This window comes from Streptomyces sp. NPDC028711, assembly GCF_055565415.1.
Genome location: NZ_JBVHUJ010000002.1, coordinates 765,358 through 784,029, shown reverse-complemented (window position 1 = coordinate 784,029; position 18,672 = coordinate 765,358). Strand labels below are relative to the sequence as shown.

At 73.5% G+C, this 18,672-nt stretch carries 15 protein-coding genes; 8 read left to right on the top strand and 7 right to left on the bottom strand.

All coding sequences use genetic code 11. The features are described 5' to 3' along the window. Positions 1-5: 5 nt before the first annotated feature. Complete coding sequence (locus ACZ4VK_RS09285; RefSeq protein ID WP_468350137.1) at positions 6-1,214, bottom strand: acyl-CoA dehydrogenase family protein; 1,209 nt, start codon at positions 1,212-1,214, stop codon at positions 6-8. 204 nt (positions 1,215-1,418) lie between these two features. Next, positions 1,419-1,619 (bottom strand): hypothetical protein, encoded by a 201-nt coding sequence (locus tag ACZ4VK_RS09280; protein ID WP_317874403.1) that lies wholly within the window; start codon positions 1,617-1,619, stop codon positions 1,419-1,421. Between the two features lie 329 nt (positions 1,620-1,948). Here ACZ4VK_RS09280 and ACZ4VK_RS09275 point away from each other — a divergent pair, with 329 nt between their 5' ends. Then, positions 1,949-4,033, top strand: coding sequence for a SpoIIE family protein phosphatase (locus tag ACZ4VK_RS09275; RefSeq protein ID WP_468350134.1), 2,085 nt, complete (start codon positions 1,949-1,951; stop codon positions 4,031-4,033). A gap of 11 nt (positions 4,034-4,044) precedes the next feature. Beyond that, positions 4,045-5,070 (top strand): PHP domain-containing protein, encoded by a 1,026-nt coding sequence (locus ACZ4VK_RS09270; RefSeq protein ID WP_468350132.1) that lies wholly within the window; start codon positions 4,045-4,047, stop codon positions 5,068-5,070. A gap of 80 nt (positions 5,071-5,150) precedes the next feature. Here ACZ4VK_RS09270 and ACZ4VK_RS09265 read toward each other — a convergent pair whose 3' ends face one another. Together ACZ4VK_RS09265 and ACZ4VK_RS09260 are read right to left on the bottom strand one after the other, a co-directional pair. Then, the gene (locus tag ACZ4VK_RS09265) at positions 5,151-6,548 is read right to left on the bottom strand and encodes an NADP-dependent succinic semialdehyde dehydrogenase (protein WP_468350130.1); all 1,398 of its coding nucleotides are present in this window, start codon (positions 6,546-6,548) and stop codon (positions 5,151-5,153) included. A gap of 127 nt (positions 6,549-6,675) precedes the next feature. Continuing rightward, positions 6,676-7,359 (bottom strand): ThuA domain-containing protein, encoded by a 684-nt coding sequence (locus tag ACZ4VK_RS09260; protein ID WP_468350129.1) that lies wholly within the window; start codon positions 7,357-7,359, stop codon positions 6,676-6,678. A gap of 127 nt (positions 7,360-7,486) precedes the next feature. On the opposite strand from ACZ4VK_RS09260, the gene ACZ4VK_RS09255 reads away from it, so the two are divergent. Continuing rightward, positions 7,487-8,311 carry a DUF3626 domain-containing protein gene (locus ACZ4VK_RS09255; RefSeq protein WP_468350127.1) on the top strand — a complete coding sequence of 275 codons (825 nt, stop codon included), beginning with the start codon at positions 7,487-7,489 and terminating at the stop codon, positions 8,309-8,311. A 184-nt stretch (positions 8,312-8,495) separates the two neighbouring features. Beyond that, the gene (locus tag ACZ4VK_RS09250; protein ID WP_468350125.1) at positions 8,496-9,302 is read left to right on the top strand and encodes a class II aldolase/adducin family protein; all 807 of its coding nucleotides are present in this window, start codon (positions 8,496-8,498) and stop codon (positions 9,300-9,302) included. Here the strand turns inward: ACZ4VK_RS09250 and ACZ4VK_RS09245 are convergent. Beyond that, positions 9,266-9,922, bottom strand: a complete 657-nt coding sequence (locus tag ACZ4VK_RS09245; RefSeq protein WP_468350123.1) for a TetR/AcrR family transcriptional regulator — start codon at positions 9,920-9,922, stop codon at positions 9,266-9,268. The two genes, ACZ4VK_RS09250 and ACZ4VK_RS09245, sit on opposite strands and share 37 nt — an antisense overlap. 102 nt (positions 9,923-10,024) lie before the next feature. On the opposite strand from ACZ4VK_RS09245, the gene ACZ4VK_RS09240 reads away from it, so the two are divergent. Genes ACZ4VK_RS09240 through ACZ4VK_RS09230 form a run of 3 tightly spaced genes read left to right on the top strand, consistent with a single transcriptional unit; the run spans position 10,025 to position 14,581 of the window. Further along, on the top strand, positions 10,025-12,769 hold the full coding sequence (locus ACZ4VK_RS09240; RefSeq protein ID WP_468350121.1) for an FHA domain-containing protein: 2,745 nt from the start codon (positions 10,025-10,027) through the stop codon (positions 12,767-12,769). A 4-nt stretch (positions 12,770-12,773) separates the two neighbouring features. Then, positions 12,774-13,586 carry an SH3 domain-containing protein gene (locus tag ACZ4VK_RS09235; protein WP_468350119.1) on the top strand — a complete coding sequence of 271 codons (813 nt, stop codon included), beginning with the start codon at positions 12,774-12,776 and terminating at the stop codon, positions 13,584-13,586. Then, on the top strand, positions 13,586-14,581 hold the full coding sequence (locus tag ACZ4VK_RS09230) for a serine/threonine-protein kinase (RefSeq protein ID WP_468350117.1): 996 nt from the start codon (positions 13,586-13,588) through the stop codon (positions 14,579-14,581). The genes ACZ4VK_RS09235 and ACZ4VK_RS09230 overlap by 1 nt, the downstream gene beginning before the upstream one ends. Before the next feature lie 9 nt (positions 14,582-14,590). On the opposite strand, the gene ACZ4VK_RS09225 is transcribed toward ACZ4VK_RS09230, so the two are convergent. Continuing rightward, complete coding sequence (locus tag ACZ4VK_RS09225) at positions 14,591-15,964, bottom strand: streptophobe family protein (RefSeq protein WP_468350115.1); 1,374 nt, start codon at positions 15,962-15,964, stop codon at positions 14,591-14,593. 158 nt (positions 15,965-16,122) lie between these two features. On the opposite strand from ACZ4VK_RS09225, the gene ACZ4VK_RS09220 reads away from it, so the two are divergent. Continuing rightward, the gene (locus tag ACZ4VK_RS09220) at positions 16,123-17,403 is read left to right on the top strand and encodes a DUF6777 domain-containing protein (protein WP_468350114.1); all 1,281 of its coding nucleotides are present in this window, start codon (positions 16,123-16,125) and stop codon (positions 17,401-17,403) included. Between the two features lie 64 nt (positions 17,404-17,467). Here ACZ4VK_RS09220 and ACZ4VK_RS09215 read toward each other — a convergent pair whose 3' ends face one another. Further along, positions 17,468-18,637 (bottom strand): hypothetical protein, encoded by a 1,170-nt coding sequence (locus tag ACZ4VK_RS09215; RefSeq protein ID WP_468350112.1) that lies wholly within the window; start codon positions 18,635-18,637, stop codon positions 17,468-17,470. Positions 18,638-18,672 lie beyond the last annotated feature (35 nt).

Genomic DNA, 18,672 nt, shown 5'->3' with positions numbered 1-18,672 from the left:
AACCCCTACCGGCGGACCCTGGGCATGCCCAGGCCGAGCCAGGAGATGATCTCGCGCTGGATCTCGTTGTTGCCGCCGCCGAAGGTGAAGATGACGGCCGAGCGGTAGCCGCGTTCCAGTGCGCCGTGGAGGACGGCGCCCGCCGAGCCCTCCTTGAGGGCGCCCGCCGCGCCGACGACCTCCATGAGGGCCGCGTAGGCGTCGCGGCGGGCCTCGGAGCCGTAGACCTTCACGGCCGAGGCGTCCTGGGGGGTGAGGGTGCCGTGCTGGACGGCGCTCACCATCTGCCAGTTGAGGAGCTTCATCGCGTCGAGCCGGGCGTGGGTGCGGGCGAGGGAGCGGCGGACCCAGGGGAGGTCGAGGACGCGGCGGCCGTCGGTGAGCGGGGTGGCGGCGGCCCAGCGCTGCGTGTCGTGGAGCGCGCGAATCGCCATCGTGCCGTGGGCGGCCAGGGTGACGCGTTCGTGGTTGAGCTGGTTGGTGATGAGACGCCAGCCCTTGTTCTCCTCGCCGACCCGGCGGGAGACCGGGACCCGGACGTCGTCGTAGTAACTGGCGGTCGTGTCGTGCGAGGCGAGGGTGTTGATGATCGTGCAGGAGTAGCCGGGGTCGCTCGTCGGGACGAGGAGCATCGTGATGCCCTTGTGGGGCGGGGCGTCGACGTCGGTGCGCACGGCGAGCCACACCCAGTCGGCGGTGTCGCCGTTCGTGGTCCAGATCTTCTGGCCGTTCACCACGTACGTGTCCCCGTCCCGCACGGCACGGGTCTTCAGGGCCGCGAGGTCGGTGCCCGCGTCGGGCTCGCTGTAGCCGATGGCGAAGTCGATCTCGCCGGAGAGGATCCGGGGCAGGAAGTACGCCTTCTGCTCGTCGGTGCCGTACCGCATGATCGTCGGTCCGACCGTGTTCAGGGCCATGAGCGGCAGGGGCGCCCCGGCCTGCGCCGCCTCGTCGAAGAAGATGAACTGCTCCATCGGGGTCAGCCCTCGGCCCCCGTACTCGGTGGGCCAGCCGACCCCCAGCCAGCCGTCGGCTCCGAGTCGGCGCACGGTCTCGCGGTAGAAGCGCTTCTGCGCTGCCGGGTCCGCGCCGGGGGCACCTCCCATGCCCTTGAGGCCATGGGGGGTGTGGACGTCGTCGGGGACCAGCTCGGCGAAGTACGCCCGCAGCTCGGCGCGCAGACGGTTCTGGGCGGGCGTGTACTCGAGGTGCATGGGGCCTCCCGTGACGGCGGGTCCTGCGGCGGTCCCGCGCCACCCGGGGTGCGGTGCGGCGCGTGACGGCGGCCACGGTAGAACGTGTTCCATAAATGCGGAAGCCCCGGGGCGGCCCGGGCAGCCCTCGGCCCCGGATCGACAGCTGCGGATCCGGGGCCGACGGGTACTGCGGGAGGATTCCGGGACGGGGCTCGGGCCGGTCTACGGCAGGAGCTCGTCCATGGAGGCGCGACCCTTCTCCGCCATGCGGCGTTCCGCCCAGGCGAGATTCTTCGGATTCACGTCACGGCCGGAGGCGAGGACCAGGTCCTCGGCCGTGAACTCGCCCTCCGAACCGGCGTGCAGCAGCCGGTCGGGCGTCGGGAAGTCCCCCAGGGACGTCTTGTCGGGCTCAGCGTTCATGCCGCCTCCTTGTTCTTCCAGCACTGGCCATTCTCGTGTCCGGCCACCGGGAGCGCATCCGGGGCGGTCGCCGGGGGCCACGGGAGGGGCGCCGCGGAGCCCTGGGTGGGGCGCCGGGACTCGGCGGCAGGGGCGGGCCCTCCCGTACCGCCGTACCGCCTCCAGGAGAGGCCCGGCCCGCCTGCGCCCCCCGCGGCCTGCCACCTCACCCGCACCACCCGCCCCGTCCACCCCCTCCGCCCCGCGGTCCCCTCTCCCCCGGGGCGAACTCGCGCCACGCCGTGTCATCGCCATGGCGTCGGCGGGGTGCTGGTTCGACAATGGGGGCGATGACCGATGACGACCGGCATGAGCGCAATGGCGAGATCGGGCCCGCCGAGTGGCTCGCCATGAACCGGACCGGCAGCTTCGACTGGGATCTCGACACGGGCACCATCGATGTCGACGAGTCCGGGCTGCTGATCTTCGGGCTGACCCCGGACGCCCACGACGGCAGGCCGGCGACGCTGGTCGAGCGCCTCGCCCCCGACGAGCGGGCCAAGCTGGAGGACGTCGTACGGCAGGCCGTGCGCGGCGGGGAGGTCTCGTACACCGCGCACTTCCCCATTCCGCAGGCCGACGGGCCACCCCATTGGACGCATGTGCAGGCGCGGATCCTGCGCTCGCCCGACGGATGGGCCCGGCGGATCGTCGGCATCGTGCGGGACACGACCGCCGAGGTGACCCGTTTCGCCTTCGTCCAGGAGCTGGAGAAGCGGCGTGAGCTCCAGACGAGCATCGTCGAGCGGACGACGAACGCCCTGTCGCGCGCGGTGACGGTGGACGACGTGACGGCCGCGCTGACCGGCGCCGGCGGTCTCGCCCGGCTCGGCGCGGACGGGCTCGCGCTCGGACTCGTCGAGAACGGCTCGCTCAACATCATCGCGCTCAGCGGCGAGTCCCTCGACGTGCTCAACGACCTCCGTGTCCGCCGCCTGGACCGGGAACTCCCGCTGGCGGAGGCCGTACTGAGCGGGCGGCCACGCTTCGTCTCCTCGTTCGAGTCGCTGGGGCGGGACTTCCCCGAGCTCGCCCCCTATCTCGGGCGTCTGCGCTTCCGCGCCGCCTGCTATCTGCCGCTTGTGGCGCAGGCGCGGCCCCTGGGCGGGATGGCACTGTTCTACCGGGGCCGTACCTCGTTCAACGCCGACGAGCGCAACCTCGCGCTCGGTCTCGCCGCGATCGTCGCCCAGTCGCTCCAGCGGGCGATCCTCTTCGACGAGGAGCGGGAGCTCGCGACGGGGCTCCAGGCGACGATGCTGCCCCGCCGCATCCCGCAGATCACGGGCGGTGAGATCGCCGTCCGCTACCACGCGGCGTGGAGCGGCCGGCAGGTCGGCGGCGACTGGTACGACGTGATCCCGCTGCCCCGGGGCAGGGTCGGGATCGTGGTGGGCGACGTGCAGGGACACGACACCCACGCCGCCGCCATCATGGGCCAGCTGCGGATCGCCCTGCGCGCGTACGCGGGCGAGGGGCACGCCCCGTCGACGGTCCTGGCCAGGGCCTCCCGGTTCCTCGCCGAACTGGACACCAACCGCTTCGCCACCTGCACGTACGCCCAGGTGGATCTCGGGAGCGGCACGCTGCGCGCGGTGCGGGCCGGGCATCTGGGGCCGATGATCCGGCACATCGACGGCCGTGTCGGACAGCCCAAGCTTCGGGGCGGGATGCCGCTGGGGCTCGCGACGGTCTTCGGGGACGAGGAGTTCCCGGAGACCCGGCTCGACCTCGTGCCCGGGGAGACGCTCGTGCTGTGCACGGACGGTCTCGTCGAGCAGCCGGGTTCCGACATCGAGACCGGTCTCGCCGCGCTCTCGGAGGCGATCAGGAGCGGCCCGCCGCAGGCGGAGGCGCTCGCCGACCACCTCTCCGAGCGGCTGTGGGAGCGCTGGGGCTCGGGTGACGACGTGGCGCTCCTCGTGCTGCGCCGGAGCCCGGACCCGGGTACGCCGAAGGCGCCGCGCATCCACCAGTACATCCACCAGGCCGATCCGCAGGGCCTCTCGGACGCGCGTGCGGCGGTCGGGCAGGCGCTGCGGGACTGGGGCATGCCGGAACTGGCCGACGACGCCGAACTGATGACGGGTGAGCTGCTGGTCAACGTGCTGCTGCACACGGAGGGCGGTGCGGTCCTCACCCTCGAAGTGCTGCCCGAACCGGTCCGGCGGGTACGGCTCTCGGTGCAGGACCGGTCGAGCGCCTGGCCCCGGCGGCGTACCCCCGGGGAGGCCGCCACCTCGGGGCGGGGGCTGCTGCTGCTCGACGCGCTCGCCTCCCGGTGGGGCGTCGAACCGCGCGGCGAGGGCAAGGCGGTGTGGTGCGAGATCGGGCCGGTGCAGGTGCCGGCCGACTCCGCTCCGAACGGTGCCTGAGGAGGTACGTCATGGATCCCGTGGCCGCGCTGAACCGGATCGCCTACCTCCTGGAACGTGCCCAGGCGCCGGGCTACCGGGCGAAGGCCTTCCGTACGGCCGCCGACGCGGTCGCCGCCCTCCCCGAGGGCGAGGCGGCACGGCGGGCGGAGGCGGGCACCCTGGAGTCGGTGAAGGGGCTCGGGCCGAAGACGGCCGCAGTGGTGCGGGAGGCGCTGGCCGGGGAGGTGCCCGGGTATCTGGCCCGGCTGGAGACGGAGCTCCAGGAGGCGCTGGCGTCCGGGGACCCGGCGGCCGGGGGTGACGCGCTGCGGGCCGCGCTGCGCGGCGACTGCCACCTCCACTCGGACTGGTCGGACGGCGGCGCCACGATCGAGGACATGGGCCGTGCGGCGGCGGCGCTCGGCCACGAGTGGGCCGTGCTCACCGACCACTCGCCCCGGCTCACGGTGGCGCGGGGTCTTTCGCCGGAGCGGCTGCGGGAGCAACTGGACGTGGTGGCCCGGCTGAACGAGGAGTGGGCGCCGTTCCGTCTGCTGACCGGCATCGAGTGCGACATCCTGGAGGACGGTTCGCTCGACCAGGAGCCCGAGCTGCTCGACCGCCTGGACCTGGTGGTCGCCTCCGTGCACTCGAAGCTCCGGATGGACGCGAGGCCGATGACCCGGCGTCTCGAACGGGCGGTGCGCAACCCGCTGATGGATGTGCTCGGGCACTGCACGGGCCGTCTTGTGGCGGGCGGGCGGCCGCGGCCCGAGTCCGAGTTCGACGCGGAGCGGGTGTTCGCCGCGTGCGCGGAGGCGGGGACGGCCGTCGAGATCAACAGCCGCCCGGAGCGGCTGGATCCGCCGCGCCGGCTGCTGCGGCTCGCGGTGGCGGCGGGCACGTACTTCGCGGTGGACACGGACGCGCACGCGCCGGGCCAGCTGGAGTGGCAGATCCTGGGCTGCGCGCGGGCCGAGGAGTGCGGTGTGCCGGTGGACCGGGTGATCAACACCTGGCCGGCGGAACGGCTGTTGGAGTGGACGCGGGCCTGAGCCCCCGACGGGCCCCGCCGCCGGGATCAGGCGCGCCGCCGGGATCAAGCCCGCCGCCGGAATCAGGCGCGCTGCCGGGATCAGGCGCGCTGCCAGACGGTGGTCGCGTTGCAGAACTCGCGGATGCCGTGGCCGGCGAGCTCGCGTCCGTATCCGGAGCGCTTGACCCCGCCGAAGGGCAGCGCCGGGTGCGAGGCGGTCATGCCGTTGACGAAGACGCCGCCGGCCTCCAGGTCCCGGACGAAGAAGGCGAGGTCCTCCGGGGAGCGGGTCCAGACGTTGGAGCTGAGGCCGAAGGGTGAGTCGTTGGCGACGGTCACGGCCTCCTCGATGTCGTTGACGGGGTAGACGGTCGCGACCGGGCCGAAGGCCTCCTCCCGGTGGATCCGCATCTGCGGGGTGATGCCGGTGAGGACGGTGGGCCGGTAGTACCAGCCGTTCGCGAGGGCGGGGAACTCGGGGCGGTGGCCGCCGCACAGGACGGTGGCGCCGCGCCGTACCGCGTCGTCGACGAGGTCCTCCAGGTCGGTCCTGCCCCGCTCGGTGGCGAGGGGGCCGACGTCGGTGGACTCGTCGAGGGGGTCGCCGACGGTCAGGGCGTTCATGGCGGCCGTGAACCGCTCGGAGAAGTCGTCGTACACGTCCCGGTGGACGATGAACCGTTTGGCGGCGATGCAGGACTGGCCGTTGTTCTGTACGCGCGCCGTGACGGCGGTCTTCACGGCACCGACGATGTCGGCGGAGGGCATGACGATGTACGGGTCGCTGCCGCCGAGTTCCAGGACGGTCTTCTTCACCTCGTCGCCCGCGACGGAGGCGACGGCACGGCCTGCCGGTTCGCTGCCGGTGAGGGTGGCGGCGACCACCCGGGGGTCCCGCAGCACGGCCTCGACGTCGCGGGAGCCGATGAGGAGGGTCTGGAAGCAGCCCTCGGGGTATCCGGCGCGGCGGAAGAGGTCGCCCAGGTAGAGGGCGGTCTGCGGCACGTTGGAGGCGTGCTTGAGGAGGCCGGTGTTGCCGGCCATGAGGGCGGGCGCGGCGAAGCGCATCACCTGCCAGAGCGGAAAGTTCCACGGCATGACGGCGAGGATCGGGCCGAGGGGCCGGTAGTGGATGCGGGCCACGTCCGCGCCGGAGTCCTGGACGTCGCTCTCGGCCGGGTGCTCGTCGGCGAGGAGTTCCTCGGCGTTGGCCGCGTACCAGCGCATGGCCTTGGCGCACTTGCCGGCCTCCGCGCGGGCGGCGGCGATCGGCTTGCCCATCTCGACGGTGATGGTGCGGGCGATGTCCTCGGTGTCCTCGTCCAGGAGGGCCGCGGCGGCGCGCATGAGGCGGGCGCGCTCGGCGAAGGAGGTGGTGCGGTACTGGCGGTACGCCTCGTGGGCGGCGGTGATCCGCCGCTCGACCTCCTCGGGCCCGTGGGCCTCGTAGGTCCGCAGCGTCTCGCCGGTCGCGGGGTTCACGGTGGCGATGCCCATGACGTGTCTCCTCCTGCCATCGGCCCCCGTCTGCAACCTTCCGCCAAGCACGGCGGAACGCAACAGGGGCGGGGCGGTGGGGTGACCCGGGGCGGGGGCCGTGGGGCCGAGGGAACGCGGTCGCGTGTCAGGCGGTCAGCCAGGACAGCGCGCCGGAGAGGTGGGCGCGGAAGACGGGGTCGCGGTACGTCTCCGAGGCGTGGCCCAGGGCGGTGAAGAAGACGCGCCCCCGGTCCACCTCCCGGCACCAGACGAGCGGGTGGTCCTCGCCGTGGGTGCCGCCCCGGTACGTCGACTCGTCGGCCCGGGCGAGGACCCGTACGGCCCCGGTGCCCGGCGGCGTCGCCCCGGTTCCCCGCAGGTCGGAGGTGAAGTTGTACCACTCGTCGGTCCAGTCCCAGCGGGCCGGGAGCGGGGCGGTCGCGGGGTGGTCGCGGTCGTCGACGAGGACGAGGCCCGGCTGGATCTCGGGGTGGCCGTCGAAGCGGGTGCCGAGCAGTTCGCCGTAGAAGGGCCAGTCCGGCTCGGCGTTCGCCGCCGCGTGGACGGCGAGGAGGGCCCCGCCGCCCCTCAGGTACGCCTCGAAGGCGACGCGCCCCTCGGGCGTCAGGACGTTCCCGGTCGTGGACAGCAGGACGACGGCGGCGCGGCCGGCGAGGCTCCCCGGGGTGAAGACGTCCGGGTCCTCGGTGACCTCGGCCGAACGCCCGAGGTCATGGGCAAGCTCCGTGAGCGCGGCGGCGGCGTCGGGGATCGAGTCGTGGCGATAGCCCGCGGTGCGGGTGTAGATCAGGACGTCTGCGGTGGGCACGCGGTGGACTCCAGGGGAGGGCCGGTCGGGGCGGAGCAGCGGGACGGCAAGCGCTTTCCGCCCGGCGCCGACCGTAGCCACCGAAAACCCCGGGCCGCAACCCCGGCCGCTCCGGCACACTGCCCGGATGACGCCGCTCGACGCCGCCCACGCCCACGCCCGGAAAGCCCTCGCCCACGTGGCCGACCGTTCCGCCGGGGACCCGCTCGACCCCTCCCTGCGGGTGACCCTCAACTTCCATCCGCACTTCCTCCACCGGCTCGCGGACGAGGGCGTCTACCGCTCGCAGTTCGTCACCGGCACCGGCAACGGCGGCCTCACCGCGCACCCCGGCGGGGACCGCTGGCGCTGGGAGAGCCGCATCTTCGGCGGGGTGTACGACGAGGCCCCCGCGTACGCGCGCCCGGTCTACGGCGCCCTGAACTTCCGCCGCCGCCCCTTCGGCGCCGCTCCCCGCTTCGGCTCCGCCCATCTGCGACTGACGGCCGCCGCCCTGGAGCGGGCGACCTTCTGCTACCCGGACAGCTTCCTGGAGCCCACCGACTTCGGCGTGGCGTCCCGCATGGGCCTGATCGCCCTCGCCGAGGCCGACGACGCCGACCCGATCGACGACTACATCGAGGCGCAGATCCACGGCCCGGTGGCCATCGCACGGGATGTGGAGGCGCTGGTGCTCGACCCGAGCCACCGGGGGACGGAGGTGGAGGCGGCGGCCGCGCGGCTGCCGTGCCCCGTCGAGTGGCACGGCGGGTTCCGGCTCTCCGTCGCCGAGCTGCGGCGACACCCGGGCTTCCGGGGCCCGGAGTACGTGGAGCTCGGCGCGCTGCTCGCCGTCGACGGGTGGCTCGATCCCCGGATCGTGCAGGAGGCGGCGGGTTCGGGGCGGTACGACCCGCAGGACGTGAAGAAGGTCTGGCACTACCTGGCCCGGTTCGGCGCGCCGGCCGTCTGAGCCGGTTCTGGGCGGCGTGTGGCCCGGTTCGGTGCGGCGGCCGTCTGAGCCGGTCGGGCAGACCTGGCTCGGTACGGCGCGCCGGCCGACCGCGCCGAATTCTTCGGCGGCCGTGATCCGTTGTCGTATCGGATACGCGCCTGTATCTTTTGGCGCCGCCCCACCCGCTCACCGAGGAGCCGCCATGAGCACCGTGCCTCCCGCGCTCGCCGCCGTCGTCGGGCCGTTGCCCGACGGGGTCGTCCTGCCGCTGCCGCCCACCTTCGGCTCCGTCGAGGAGGAGCGCCGGTACCGCAAGGAGCAACTCGCGGCCGGGTTCCGCATCTTCGGAAGGTTCGGCTTCTCCGAAGGCGTCGCCGGTCACATCACCGTCCGCGACCCCGGCGACCCGAACGCCTTCTGGGTCAACCCGTTCGGGATGAGCTTCGGTCAGATCAAGGCCTCCGACCTGATCCTGGTCGACCACGAGGGGACGGTCCTGGAGGGGCGCCGGCCCGTGAACCGGGCCGCCTTCGTCATCCACTCCCGGGTCCACGCCGCCCGGCCCGACGCGATCGCCGCCGCGCACTCCCACTCCCTGCACGGCAAGGCGTTCTCCAGCCTCGGCATCCCGCTCGACCCGATCACCCAGGACGCCTGCGCGTTCTTCGAGGACCACGGGATCTACGACGACTACCGGGGCGTGGTGAACGAGACCGACGAGGGCGAGCGGGTCGCCAAGGCCCTCGGCGACCACAAGGCGGTCATCCTCAAGAACCACGGGCTCCTCACGGTCGGCCACTCCGTCGCCGAAGCCGTCTGGTGGTTCGTCACGATGGAGCGCTCCTGCCAGGCGCAGCTCCTCGCGATGGCGGCGGGCACCCCGCAGCTCATCGACCGCGAGACGGCACTGCTCACCCGGGGCCAGGTCGGCGGTCACCTGGCCGGCTGGTTCCAGGCGCGTCCGCTCTGGGATCAGATCACCGCGTCGGACCCGGACCTCTTCGACTGACCTTCGGTTCCGGGGATCGGCCGCGTCGACGCCTCCAGGAGCGGGGCGAGGAACTGCCGTTCCAGACTGCCGGGCGGCAGGACGTCCGGTTCCACGTAGCTCTGCGCGAGGCCGCCCTCGCGCAGGGCGATGAGGAGCCGGGCGAACCGGTCGGCGTCCACGGTCAGTTCGCGCCCCGCGCGGCGCAGGACGAGGGTGATGCCGCGCGCGATCTCGGCCCGCAGCCGCTCGTCGTGGCGCGCGAGGACCCAGGCGGCCTGCGGGTCGCGGATGGCGTGCAGGGTGAACTCGGTGGTGACCAGGTACCAGTCGCGCTCGTCCGGTTCGACGCGGGCGGCGAGCTCCGCGAGCCGGCTCAGGGTGTACTCCTCCGCCGACAGCGCGTCGATCGACTCGGCAAGGCGCCGCACGGTCCGGTCGCTGTGCTCGTCGAACAGGGCGAGGAAGAGCTCCTCCTTGCTGGCGAAGTTCGAGTAGTACGCGCCCCGCGTGAAACCGGCGCGCTCGCAGATCTGCTCGATCGTCGTCGCGTGGAATCCGTGCTCCGCGAAGGTCTCCAGGGCGGCCTTCAGGAGCGCCGCGCGGGTACGGGGCCGCCTCCTGGTGACACCTTTCGGCACGGGCACTTCCTCCTTCGTCGGGGCCGCGTCCTGCGGCGGACGCCCACCCTACCGGCGCCCTCATCCCGGGCACGGACGAGCACCGGCGGATAAAATTCAGCCATGGGAGAGCGACCCGTCGCGCCCGCGGCGCCAGATCTGGTCCTCGAGATCGAAGGGGACGCGACCCGCATGGACCCGCACCGCGTCTACCGCGTCGGTCGGGACCCCACCAGCGACATCGTGCTCTCGGACGCGCGGGCGTCCTGGCACCACGCGGTGCTGAGCGCCGCGGACGGCCATTGGACCCTGGTGGACGAGGGCAGTACGAACGGCACCTACGCGGACGGCCTGCGGATGGCCGGGCGGCGGGAGGTGGGCCCCGGGACGGTCGTACGGTTCGGACATCCGGAGGAGGGACCGCGCGCGGTGTTCTCCGCGGTGGCTCGAACGGACCGGGAGGAAGGCGCGGGCCCGGCGGACACCGGCCCGGCAGGCCGTGCCGAACCCCCGGCCGCCCCTTCGAGCCCGGAACCCCCGCCCCTTGCGGAACCTCCGGTCCGGCCCGAGCCGCCCGCCGCACCGGAACCCCAGCCCGTCCCGGAACCGCCCGCCGTCCCCGAATCGCCTGTCGTCCCGGTCCCCCTGGCCGTACCGGAACCCCCGCCGTCCCGGCCCGAGCCCCCGCTCCCCCGGCCGGAACCTCAGCCTCAGCCTCAGGCGGAGCCCCACACAGAGCTTCAGCCTCAAGGTCAGCCCCCACCGGACGCCCGGCCGGACCCCGGACCCGCCCCCGTAACCCCGGACGCCGCCGCCCCCGACCGCCTGCCCCCCTCCGGGACCCCGCGGCCCCCCTCCGTCTCGTATCCCGCCGCCACCGGCACCTTCCGGCAACCGACCTCCGTGCGGCCGCTGCCCGCCCACAGCATCCGGATCGGCCGCGCCCCCGAGAACGACGTCGTCGTCCCCGACCTCATCGTCTCCCGGCGGCACGCCGAGCTCCGCGCCCATCCCGACGGCACCTACTGGATCCACGACCTCGGCAGTCACAACGGCACCTTCCTCAACGGCGCTCCGGTCGTCGACGCCCGGGTCACACCGGAGGACATCGTCGGCATCGGCCACTGCGCGTTCTGCCTGATCGGCGGGCAGCTCGTCGAGTTCACCGACACCGGCGAGGTCTCCCTCGACGTCCAGTCGCTCGCCGTCACCGTCGACCACGGCCGCAAGACGCTCCTCGACGAGGTGTCGTTCCCGGTGGGTCAGAAGTGTCTGCTCGGGGTCGTGGGGCCGTCCGGCTCCGGGAAGTCGACGCTCCTCGGCGCGCTCACCGGCCAGCGCCCCGCCGACCGGGGCACGGTGTTCTACGACGGCCGTGACCTGTACCGGGACTACGCCGAACTGCGCCAGCGCATCGGGCTCGTCCCGCAGGACGACATCCTGCACCTCCAGCTCACCGTGCGACGGGCCCTCGGTTACGCCGCCGAGCTCCGCTTCCCCGAGGACACCGTGCCGGCCGAGCGCCGGGCCCGGGTGGACGAGGTGATCCGCGAGCTGGGTCTGGTGGAGCGCGCGCGGCAGCCGATCCACAGTCTCTCCGGCGGCCAGCGCAAGCGGGTCAGCGTCGCCCTCGAACTCCTCACCAAGCCGTCGCTGCTCTTCCTCGACGAGCCGACCTCCGGTCTCGACCCGGGCATGGACCGGTCCGTGATGCACATGCTGCGCGGGCTCGCGGACGACGGGCGTACGGTCGTCGTGGTCACGCACAGCGTGCTCAGTCTTGACGTGTGCGACCGGCTGCTCGTGCTCGCGCCGGGCGGAAGGGTCGCCTACTACGGGCCGCCCGGGGAGGCTCTCGGCTTCTTCGGTTTCGCGGAGTGGCCGGAGGCCTTCGAGGCCTTCGAGAACGACCGGGACCGCGACTGGGCCGGACAGTACCGGTCCTCGCGCTTCCACCGCCGGTACACCGCGGAAGCGACGGCCCGCCCGAACGTCCCCGTCCCCGCCGGCGCCTCCGCGCAGCCCGCGCCGGAGCCGGCCCCGCCGCCGAAGGCGCAGAGCTGGGGCTCCCAGCTGCGGACGCTCGTACGCCGGTACGCGGCGGCACTCGCCGCCGACCGCACCTTCCTCGCCATCATGGTCGCCTTGCCGTTCGTGATGGGCGCGATGGCGCGGGCCCTGTCGGAGGGAAGTCTCAACCCCGAGTCGACGCTGAACGTCCTGCTCATCCTCTGTGTCGGCGGCGTCCTCACGGGCGCGGCGAACGCCGTGCGCGAACTGGTCAAGGAGCGCACCATCTACCGGCGCGAGAGAGCCGTGGGCCTGTCCCGCTCCGCGTACCTCGCCTCGAAGATGGTCGTCCTCGGCCTGATCACGGTGGTGCAGGCGGTCGTCCTGACCCTGGTGGCCCTGATCGGCGTGCCGCTGAACGTGCCCGGCGGCAAGGGCGTCCTGCTGCCCCCGCTCGTCGAGATCACGCTCGCCGTCGCGCTGCTCTCGTTCACGGCGATGATGCTCGGTCTGCTCGTCTCGGCACTCGTCCGCAAGGAGGAGGTGACGATGCCGCTGCTCGTCCTCCTCGCGATCGTGCAGGTGGTGTTCTGCGGGGCGCTCCTGACCGTACGGGGCACCCTGGTCCTGGAGCAGCTGGCGTGGCTGGTGCCCTCGCGCTGGGCGTTCGCGGCGATGGGCGCGACGATCGACATCGGGAAGGTCGCGCCGAGCGACAAGACGACGGATCCGCTGATGCGTCACACGGCGGAGGCCTGGCTGTTCGACATGGGCATGATGGTGCTGCTCTGTCTCGTCCTCGGGCTGGTCGTGGCCCGGCTGTTGCGCCGCCACGAGCCGGTCGTGATGCGGAGGTAGGTCCGTGACCGTTCCCGTACCCGAGTTCGTGCCGGACTTCCGGCCCACCCACGTCGTGCCGCGTGACGGGCTCGCCGCGTGGGAGGCGCCGGACCCGGCGCTGCCCACGGTGCCGCTCGACGCGTTCCTGCCGGTGCGTCTGGAGGAGCGGGCCGGTGACTGGGGGCGGGTCCTGTGCTCCAACGGCTGGACGGCGTGGGTCGACGCGCGGCTGCTCGTCAGCGTCCCCGAAGACCCTCCGGCGGCGGGCGGCCCGCTCACCAGGACCGCCGATCCTCGCCCGCTGATCGCCCGCGCCGAGGACGCGCTCGGCCGCTACCGGCGGGCAGCGGAGGAACTGGGGTCGGGGCGCCTCGACGGCGAGCACTTCCGGCTGCGGACGCGCGGCCTGCGGGTGGGCATGGTCGTCGACGGCGAGTCGGTGTGGCTGTACGACGCGGAGCACGAGCGCTGGGTGTACTGCGACGGGGTGGGGCTCAGTACGTACGCCGCTTCGGCCGCGCCCTCGCTCGCCGCCGCCTCCCCCGCCTCCCCCGCCTCCCCCGTCGGCGCGGCCGCGCGCCCCGGGGAACGCGCCGAAGCGCGGCCTGAGCAGCCCGGTGGCGCACGGCCCGACGAGCACGGCCACGCACGCCCCGATGAGCAGGGCGACGCGTCCGCGCGGCCCCGGGAGCACGGTCGCGAAGAGGCCGGTCCCCCGCCCCCCGGGCACGAGCCGACCCAGGTGGTGGTCCTCGGCGACCCGTCCGCGGCTGCCGGGCCACCGCCGCCGACCCAGGTCGTGGAACGGCCGCCCGGCCCGGCCGGTGAGGACTGATGGCCGGCGGACCGCTCGACGACCCCGACCTCCCGGCAGGCAGGCCCTCGGGGCTCCTCGGCAAGGAGATCGCGGGCTACCGCGTGGAGGGCGAGATCGGGCGCGGCGGCATGGCGGTCGTCTACCGGGCCCGTGACCTGCGGCTCGGCCGGACGGTGGCGCTGAAGCTGCTCGCCCCCGAGCTGGCCCGCAACGACACCTTCCGCAAGCGCTTCGCGCACGAGTCGCGGGTCGCCGCGTCGATCGACCACCCCCACATCGTGCCGGTCTTCGAGGCGGGCGAGACGGAGGGCGTGCTGTACATCGCCATGCGGTACGTGGCGGGGCAGGACCTGGTGGCCCTGCTCGACCGGGAGGGCCCGCTGTCGCCCGTGAAGGCGGGGCGGATCGCCGTACAGGTGGCCTCGGCCCTGGACGCGGCGCACGCGCACGACCTGGTGCACCGGGATGTGAAGCCCGGCAACATCCTGGTCGCCGAGGGCACCGACCGCGACCACCCGGAGCATGTGTACCTCACGGACTTCGGGCTGACGAAGAAGTCGCTGTCGCTCACCGGCTTCACCACGGTGGGCGAGTTCGTCGGCACGCTTGACTACGTGGCGCCTGAGCAGATCTCCGGGAAGCCGGTGGACGGCCGCTGTGACGTGTACAGCCTGGCGTGCGTGGTGTTCGAGACCCTGGTGGGGGCGCCGCCGTTCCGCCGTGACACCGACTGGGCGGTGCTCTGGGCGCAGCAGTACGACCCTCCGCCGCCGCTCTCCGAGGTGCGGCCGGGACTGCCGGAGGCGGCGGACGCGGTGTTCGCGAAGGCGCTGGCGAAGACGCCAGAGGAGCGGTACGGGACGTGCCTGGAGTTCGTCGCCGAGCTGCGCGGTGCGCTGGGCGCGGGCGGCGGCGGGAGCGGTCCGGGGCCTGTGGTGACGAAGGGTCCGGAGCCGCTCGGTCCGCCTCCGGACCCACCGGCGTGGGCGCGGCCGGTCTTCCGCGAGCTGTAGGGACTCGCTCTATCCGCGGGGCGGCGAGGACGGCCGGGACGGCGGCGGGGGCGGCGATTCCTCGACCTCGCCCCTGCGGCGGACCCGGGTGGCCAGGAGCCCGCCGAGGAAGCCGAAGAACAGGCCCCAGAGGAGGGCCAGGCCGACCGTCTTCCAGATGTGCGGGCGCAGGAGCACCTCGCCGCCGAGGGAGCCGAGATCACCGATGCCGAGGATCGAGAGGCCGAAGCGGGCCTCGACGAGCGTGAGGGGGGCGATGACCAGCACGGTCAGCGCGAACGCGACCCCCAGGTGCACGGCGTGCTGCCACGGCCGGATCCTGGCCGGTGTGCGGACCGCCGCGGCGAACGCGACGGCGAGCACCAGGACGGCGGCGACGGGGAGCAGCCACCAGGCGCGCCCGTCCCGCGCGGCGAGCGAGTTCAGGTCGACGGTCGAGAGGTCCGGGGTGTCGCCCGTGCCCCCGCCCCCGCGCAGGACGGCGTCGAGGATCTGCGGCATGGGCAGGCCGAAGGGGCCTTCGGCCCGGCCCTCCCAGGAGCCGCCGATGCCGACGCCGAGGGCGAGCCAGGTGACGTTCGGCAGGCCGAGCAGGAGGACGGCGAGGGTCTCGGCGGCGTGGCCCCTGGTCGCGGCGACGACCAGGCCGATGACCAGGCCGACGGCCACGTACGCCAGGAGCAGCTGGAGCATCGCGTGGGCCGCGGGCCGGACGGGTTCCTGGTAGCGGACGAGCCGGGGCGGCAACGGGGTCCTGCGGGAGACGAGGAGCGCGACGACGAGCACGCCCAGGATCCACAGGAGGCCGTAGAACAGCGTGGGCGCGAGATCGGTGCGGAAGCCGACGGTGGGGTTCACGGCGTCGAGGAGCTCGCCGAAGAGGTCCTCGAGGCCGCCCTGTTCCTCCCCGCCGCCGAGGGTGATCCGGAAGTCGTGCCGGGCGAGCGCGGAGGTCCCCGCGAGCGCGATCAGCCAGAGGACGACGGTGGCCGCGGCGCGCAGCAGGAGTTCACGGGTGCTGGTGACGGCGTGGTGGCGCAGCGGGCGGAGAAAGCAGTAGCCGGTGACGAGTGCGCCCACGAGGGTGACGGTGAGCGGCATGGCGGTGAGGTCGGCCTGGGTTCCGGCGAGGGCTCCGGCGTCGCCGGAGAGTTCGACCTTGCCGCCCGCGGCCATGACGACGACGGCGGCGAGGACGGCGGCGAACCCGCCGGGCAGGTCGGCCGCGCCCGCGGCCCAGAGGCCGAGGCCGGCCGTGACGCCCATGGCGAGGTACCCGGCGACCACGGCCGCCAGGGCCTGGAGGCAGATGCGGGCGAGGAGCCCGCTGGAGGTCGCGGCGGGTCGCGTGGAGGTGGGGAGCTGACTGCTCACGCTGACCACGCTAGTACCGGTGCGGGTCGGCCGCTTGCGGACGGTGGAGCTGCCGTACGCGTACGTCCACCGGAGGGCTGCCGCGTACGTCCAGTGGTGTTCCTCCGCTTGCGGGAGGGCACCGCCCGACGCACACAATGGGCGCGGAACGGAAGAAAGGGAAAAACGTGACTTCCCACCCGCCGTCCGGCCCCCCGTCGGTTCCCCCCGCAGGTCCCCCCTCAGGCCCCTTGTCGGGCCCGAGTACACGCCCCGGGACCGCCGGCCCCCCGCCTCCCCCCGGACCGCCCCACGGCGGTTCGGGGGGAGGCGGGGGCGGCGGCGGTCCGTCCGGCGGGAGCGGCGGCGGAAGCAGCCGTGCGGAGCCTCCCGGCAACGGCGGCGGCGGGGGCCCCTGGTGGCGCTCCGTCCCGAAGGTCGCCTCGGTCACCGCCGTCGTGGTGGCGGCCGCGGCCCTGGCCGTCGTCCTCACCAACCGCCCCGACGGCGGCGGCTCCGCCGGGTCCGGCGGGGGCGAGGTCTTCCTCCAGAACGCCGCCGCGTCGGGCCCCGACCCGTTCACCAAGTCGACGGCCCGCAACGGCGACGCCTCCGCCTCACCGGCCTCGCTGCCGCCGCGTACCGCTCCGGCGACGACCGAGCTGTCGGGTTCGACGCCCGGCCTGTACGGCGGGACGCGGTCCGCGGCCAGCTGCGACGTGGAACAGCAGGTGCGCTTCCTCTCGGCCGCGCCCGCGAAGAACGCGGCCTTCGCCTCGGTCGCGGGCGTCTCCGCCGGCGACGTACCGCGCTATCTGCGCTCCCTGACGCCGCTGCAGCTCCGCGTCGACACCCGGGTGACGAACCACGGCTTCCGGGACGGCTCGGCCACCTCGTACCAGGCGGTGCTCCAGGCCGGGACGGCGGTGCTCGTCGACGGCCGGGGGCTGCCCCGGGTGCGCTGCGCCTGCGGCAATCCGCTGACCGACCCGGTGCCGCAGAAGGCCCCGCGGACGACGGGGACGCCGTGGCAGGGGTACAGCTCCTCCCGGCAGGTCGTGGTGACACCTTCCGTGACGGTCGTGAACGTCTTCGTGGTGTACGACCCCGAGGACGACGGCTGGTTCGCGCGGAAGCCGGGCGACACCGGCCGGCACGACAAGCCGACCCCGCCGCCTCCCCCGCTGCCGTCCGTGTCCCCGTCGACCTCGGCGACGCCGACCTCGCTGTCCCCGTCCACCTCGGCCTCCCCGTCGACGCCGACGTCCTCGCCGCCGACGTCGCCCTCCGACACCTCGCCGTCGACCGACACGTCCCCGCCCGATTCGTCACCCTCGACGGAGACGTCGGCGCCTAAGTCGGCGCCCGAGTCGGCGCCGGAGTCCGCGCCGGTGACGGACGGCACGAACGGCCCGGCCTCGGTGAGCTCCCCGGCGAGCATTTCGCCGTTGTCTCCCCCGGCGGGCTAGGGCGCGTCTTGTCGGCGCGCTGCGGGGTGACGTCGCTGCCGCTGGACCCGGAGGAGCGGGGGGTCTAGAGCAGGTTGAGGTCGAGGTAGTCGAGAACCCAGGAGATGGGAGTGGCGAAGGATATCTGGGTGAGGGGGTGTCCTCCGACCAGCAGACCCACCGGGTTGACGGTCGAGTCGTAGGCCCAGACGACCGCACCCGAATCGCCGTGCGTGGAGAAGGTGTAGCCGGGGTTCCTGATGGCGATCTGCCCGTCGAAGGGCAGTCCGTTGATCAGGCCGCCCCAGTAGGTGTCCTCGACCTTTCCGTGGGTGGTCTGTGTGATGCAGCCGGTCTTACCGACCCACATGTTCATCGTGGCCGCCTGGGCTACGCTCCCTATGCCGTAGAACTGGGGGCCGAACCCGGGCACCATGTGCACCTGGAGCTGGCTCTGCACCACCTGATCGGGGTAGCACCAGGCCCGGGCGCAGTCGGCGTAGTTGTTGACCGTGAACGTCAGGTCGAGGCGGTAGACCTTGTCCAGTATCGCGATCCGGTCGTCAGGGCAGCGGCCACCGTCGGCACCGGAGGGCTGCACGATGCAGGAACCGCTGGCGGCAGAGTTCACGTTGGCGATGATGTGGTTGTTGCTGACCAGGAAGATCTTGCCGGCATCCGCCGGGGAGCGGCCCCGGCCGAAGAACCCCAGAGTGCCCTGCACCCCGGAGTGATGGCTGATGGAGACTCCGCCCCCGGCCTTCCGCTGCCGGTGCGTGAGGTTCTGCAGGCTGATGATCCCGCTGTGGACGACGTGCAGGGGTAGGTCTCCGGCCGCGCGGACCCCGAGGCCGTCGACGACGAGTGCCCGTGCCGTATCGGCCGACACCGGCTCCGCCACGTAAACGCGCAGCACCTCCGTGCCCGGCACGACCTCGTCCTCCGGCTCGCTCAACCCCCAGCCGAGCCCCTGGACGTTCCCCACGCCGACCAGATGGTCGGCGGGACGTGGCTGCCCCGGTCGCTGCCGGCTTCTCGCCCCGGCGAACAGCGCCTCCACGGCTTCGTCCCGCACGCTGCGGATTCTGAAGTCGCTCAGACCGCTCGCCCGTTCCACCGCCGCCCTGCTCGCCTCCGACGGCGGGTACGGTGCCACCTGGAAGCTCTCCGGTTCCTGGCCAGGGCTGCCCTCCGGAGGCAGATCCGGCGGGACCTCGAAGGGCCGTTCACCCGAGCCCAAGCCCTGCTCACTCATGGCACTCGTTCCTCACCGGGCCGGCCTGCCGGTCG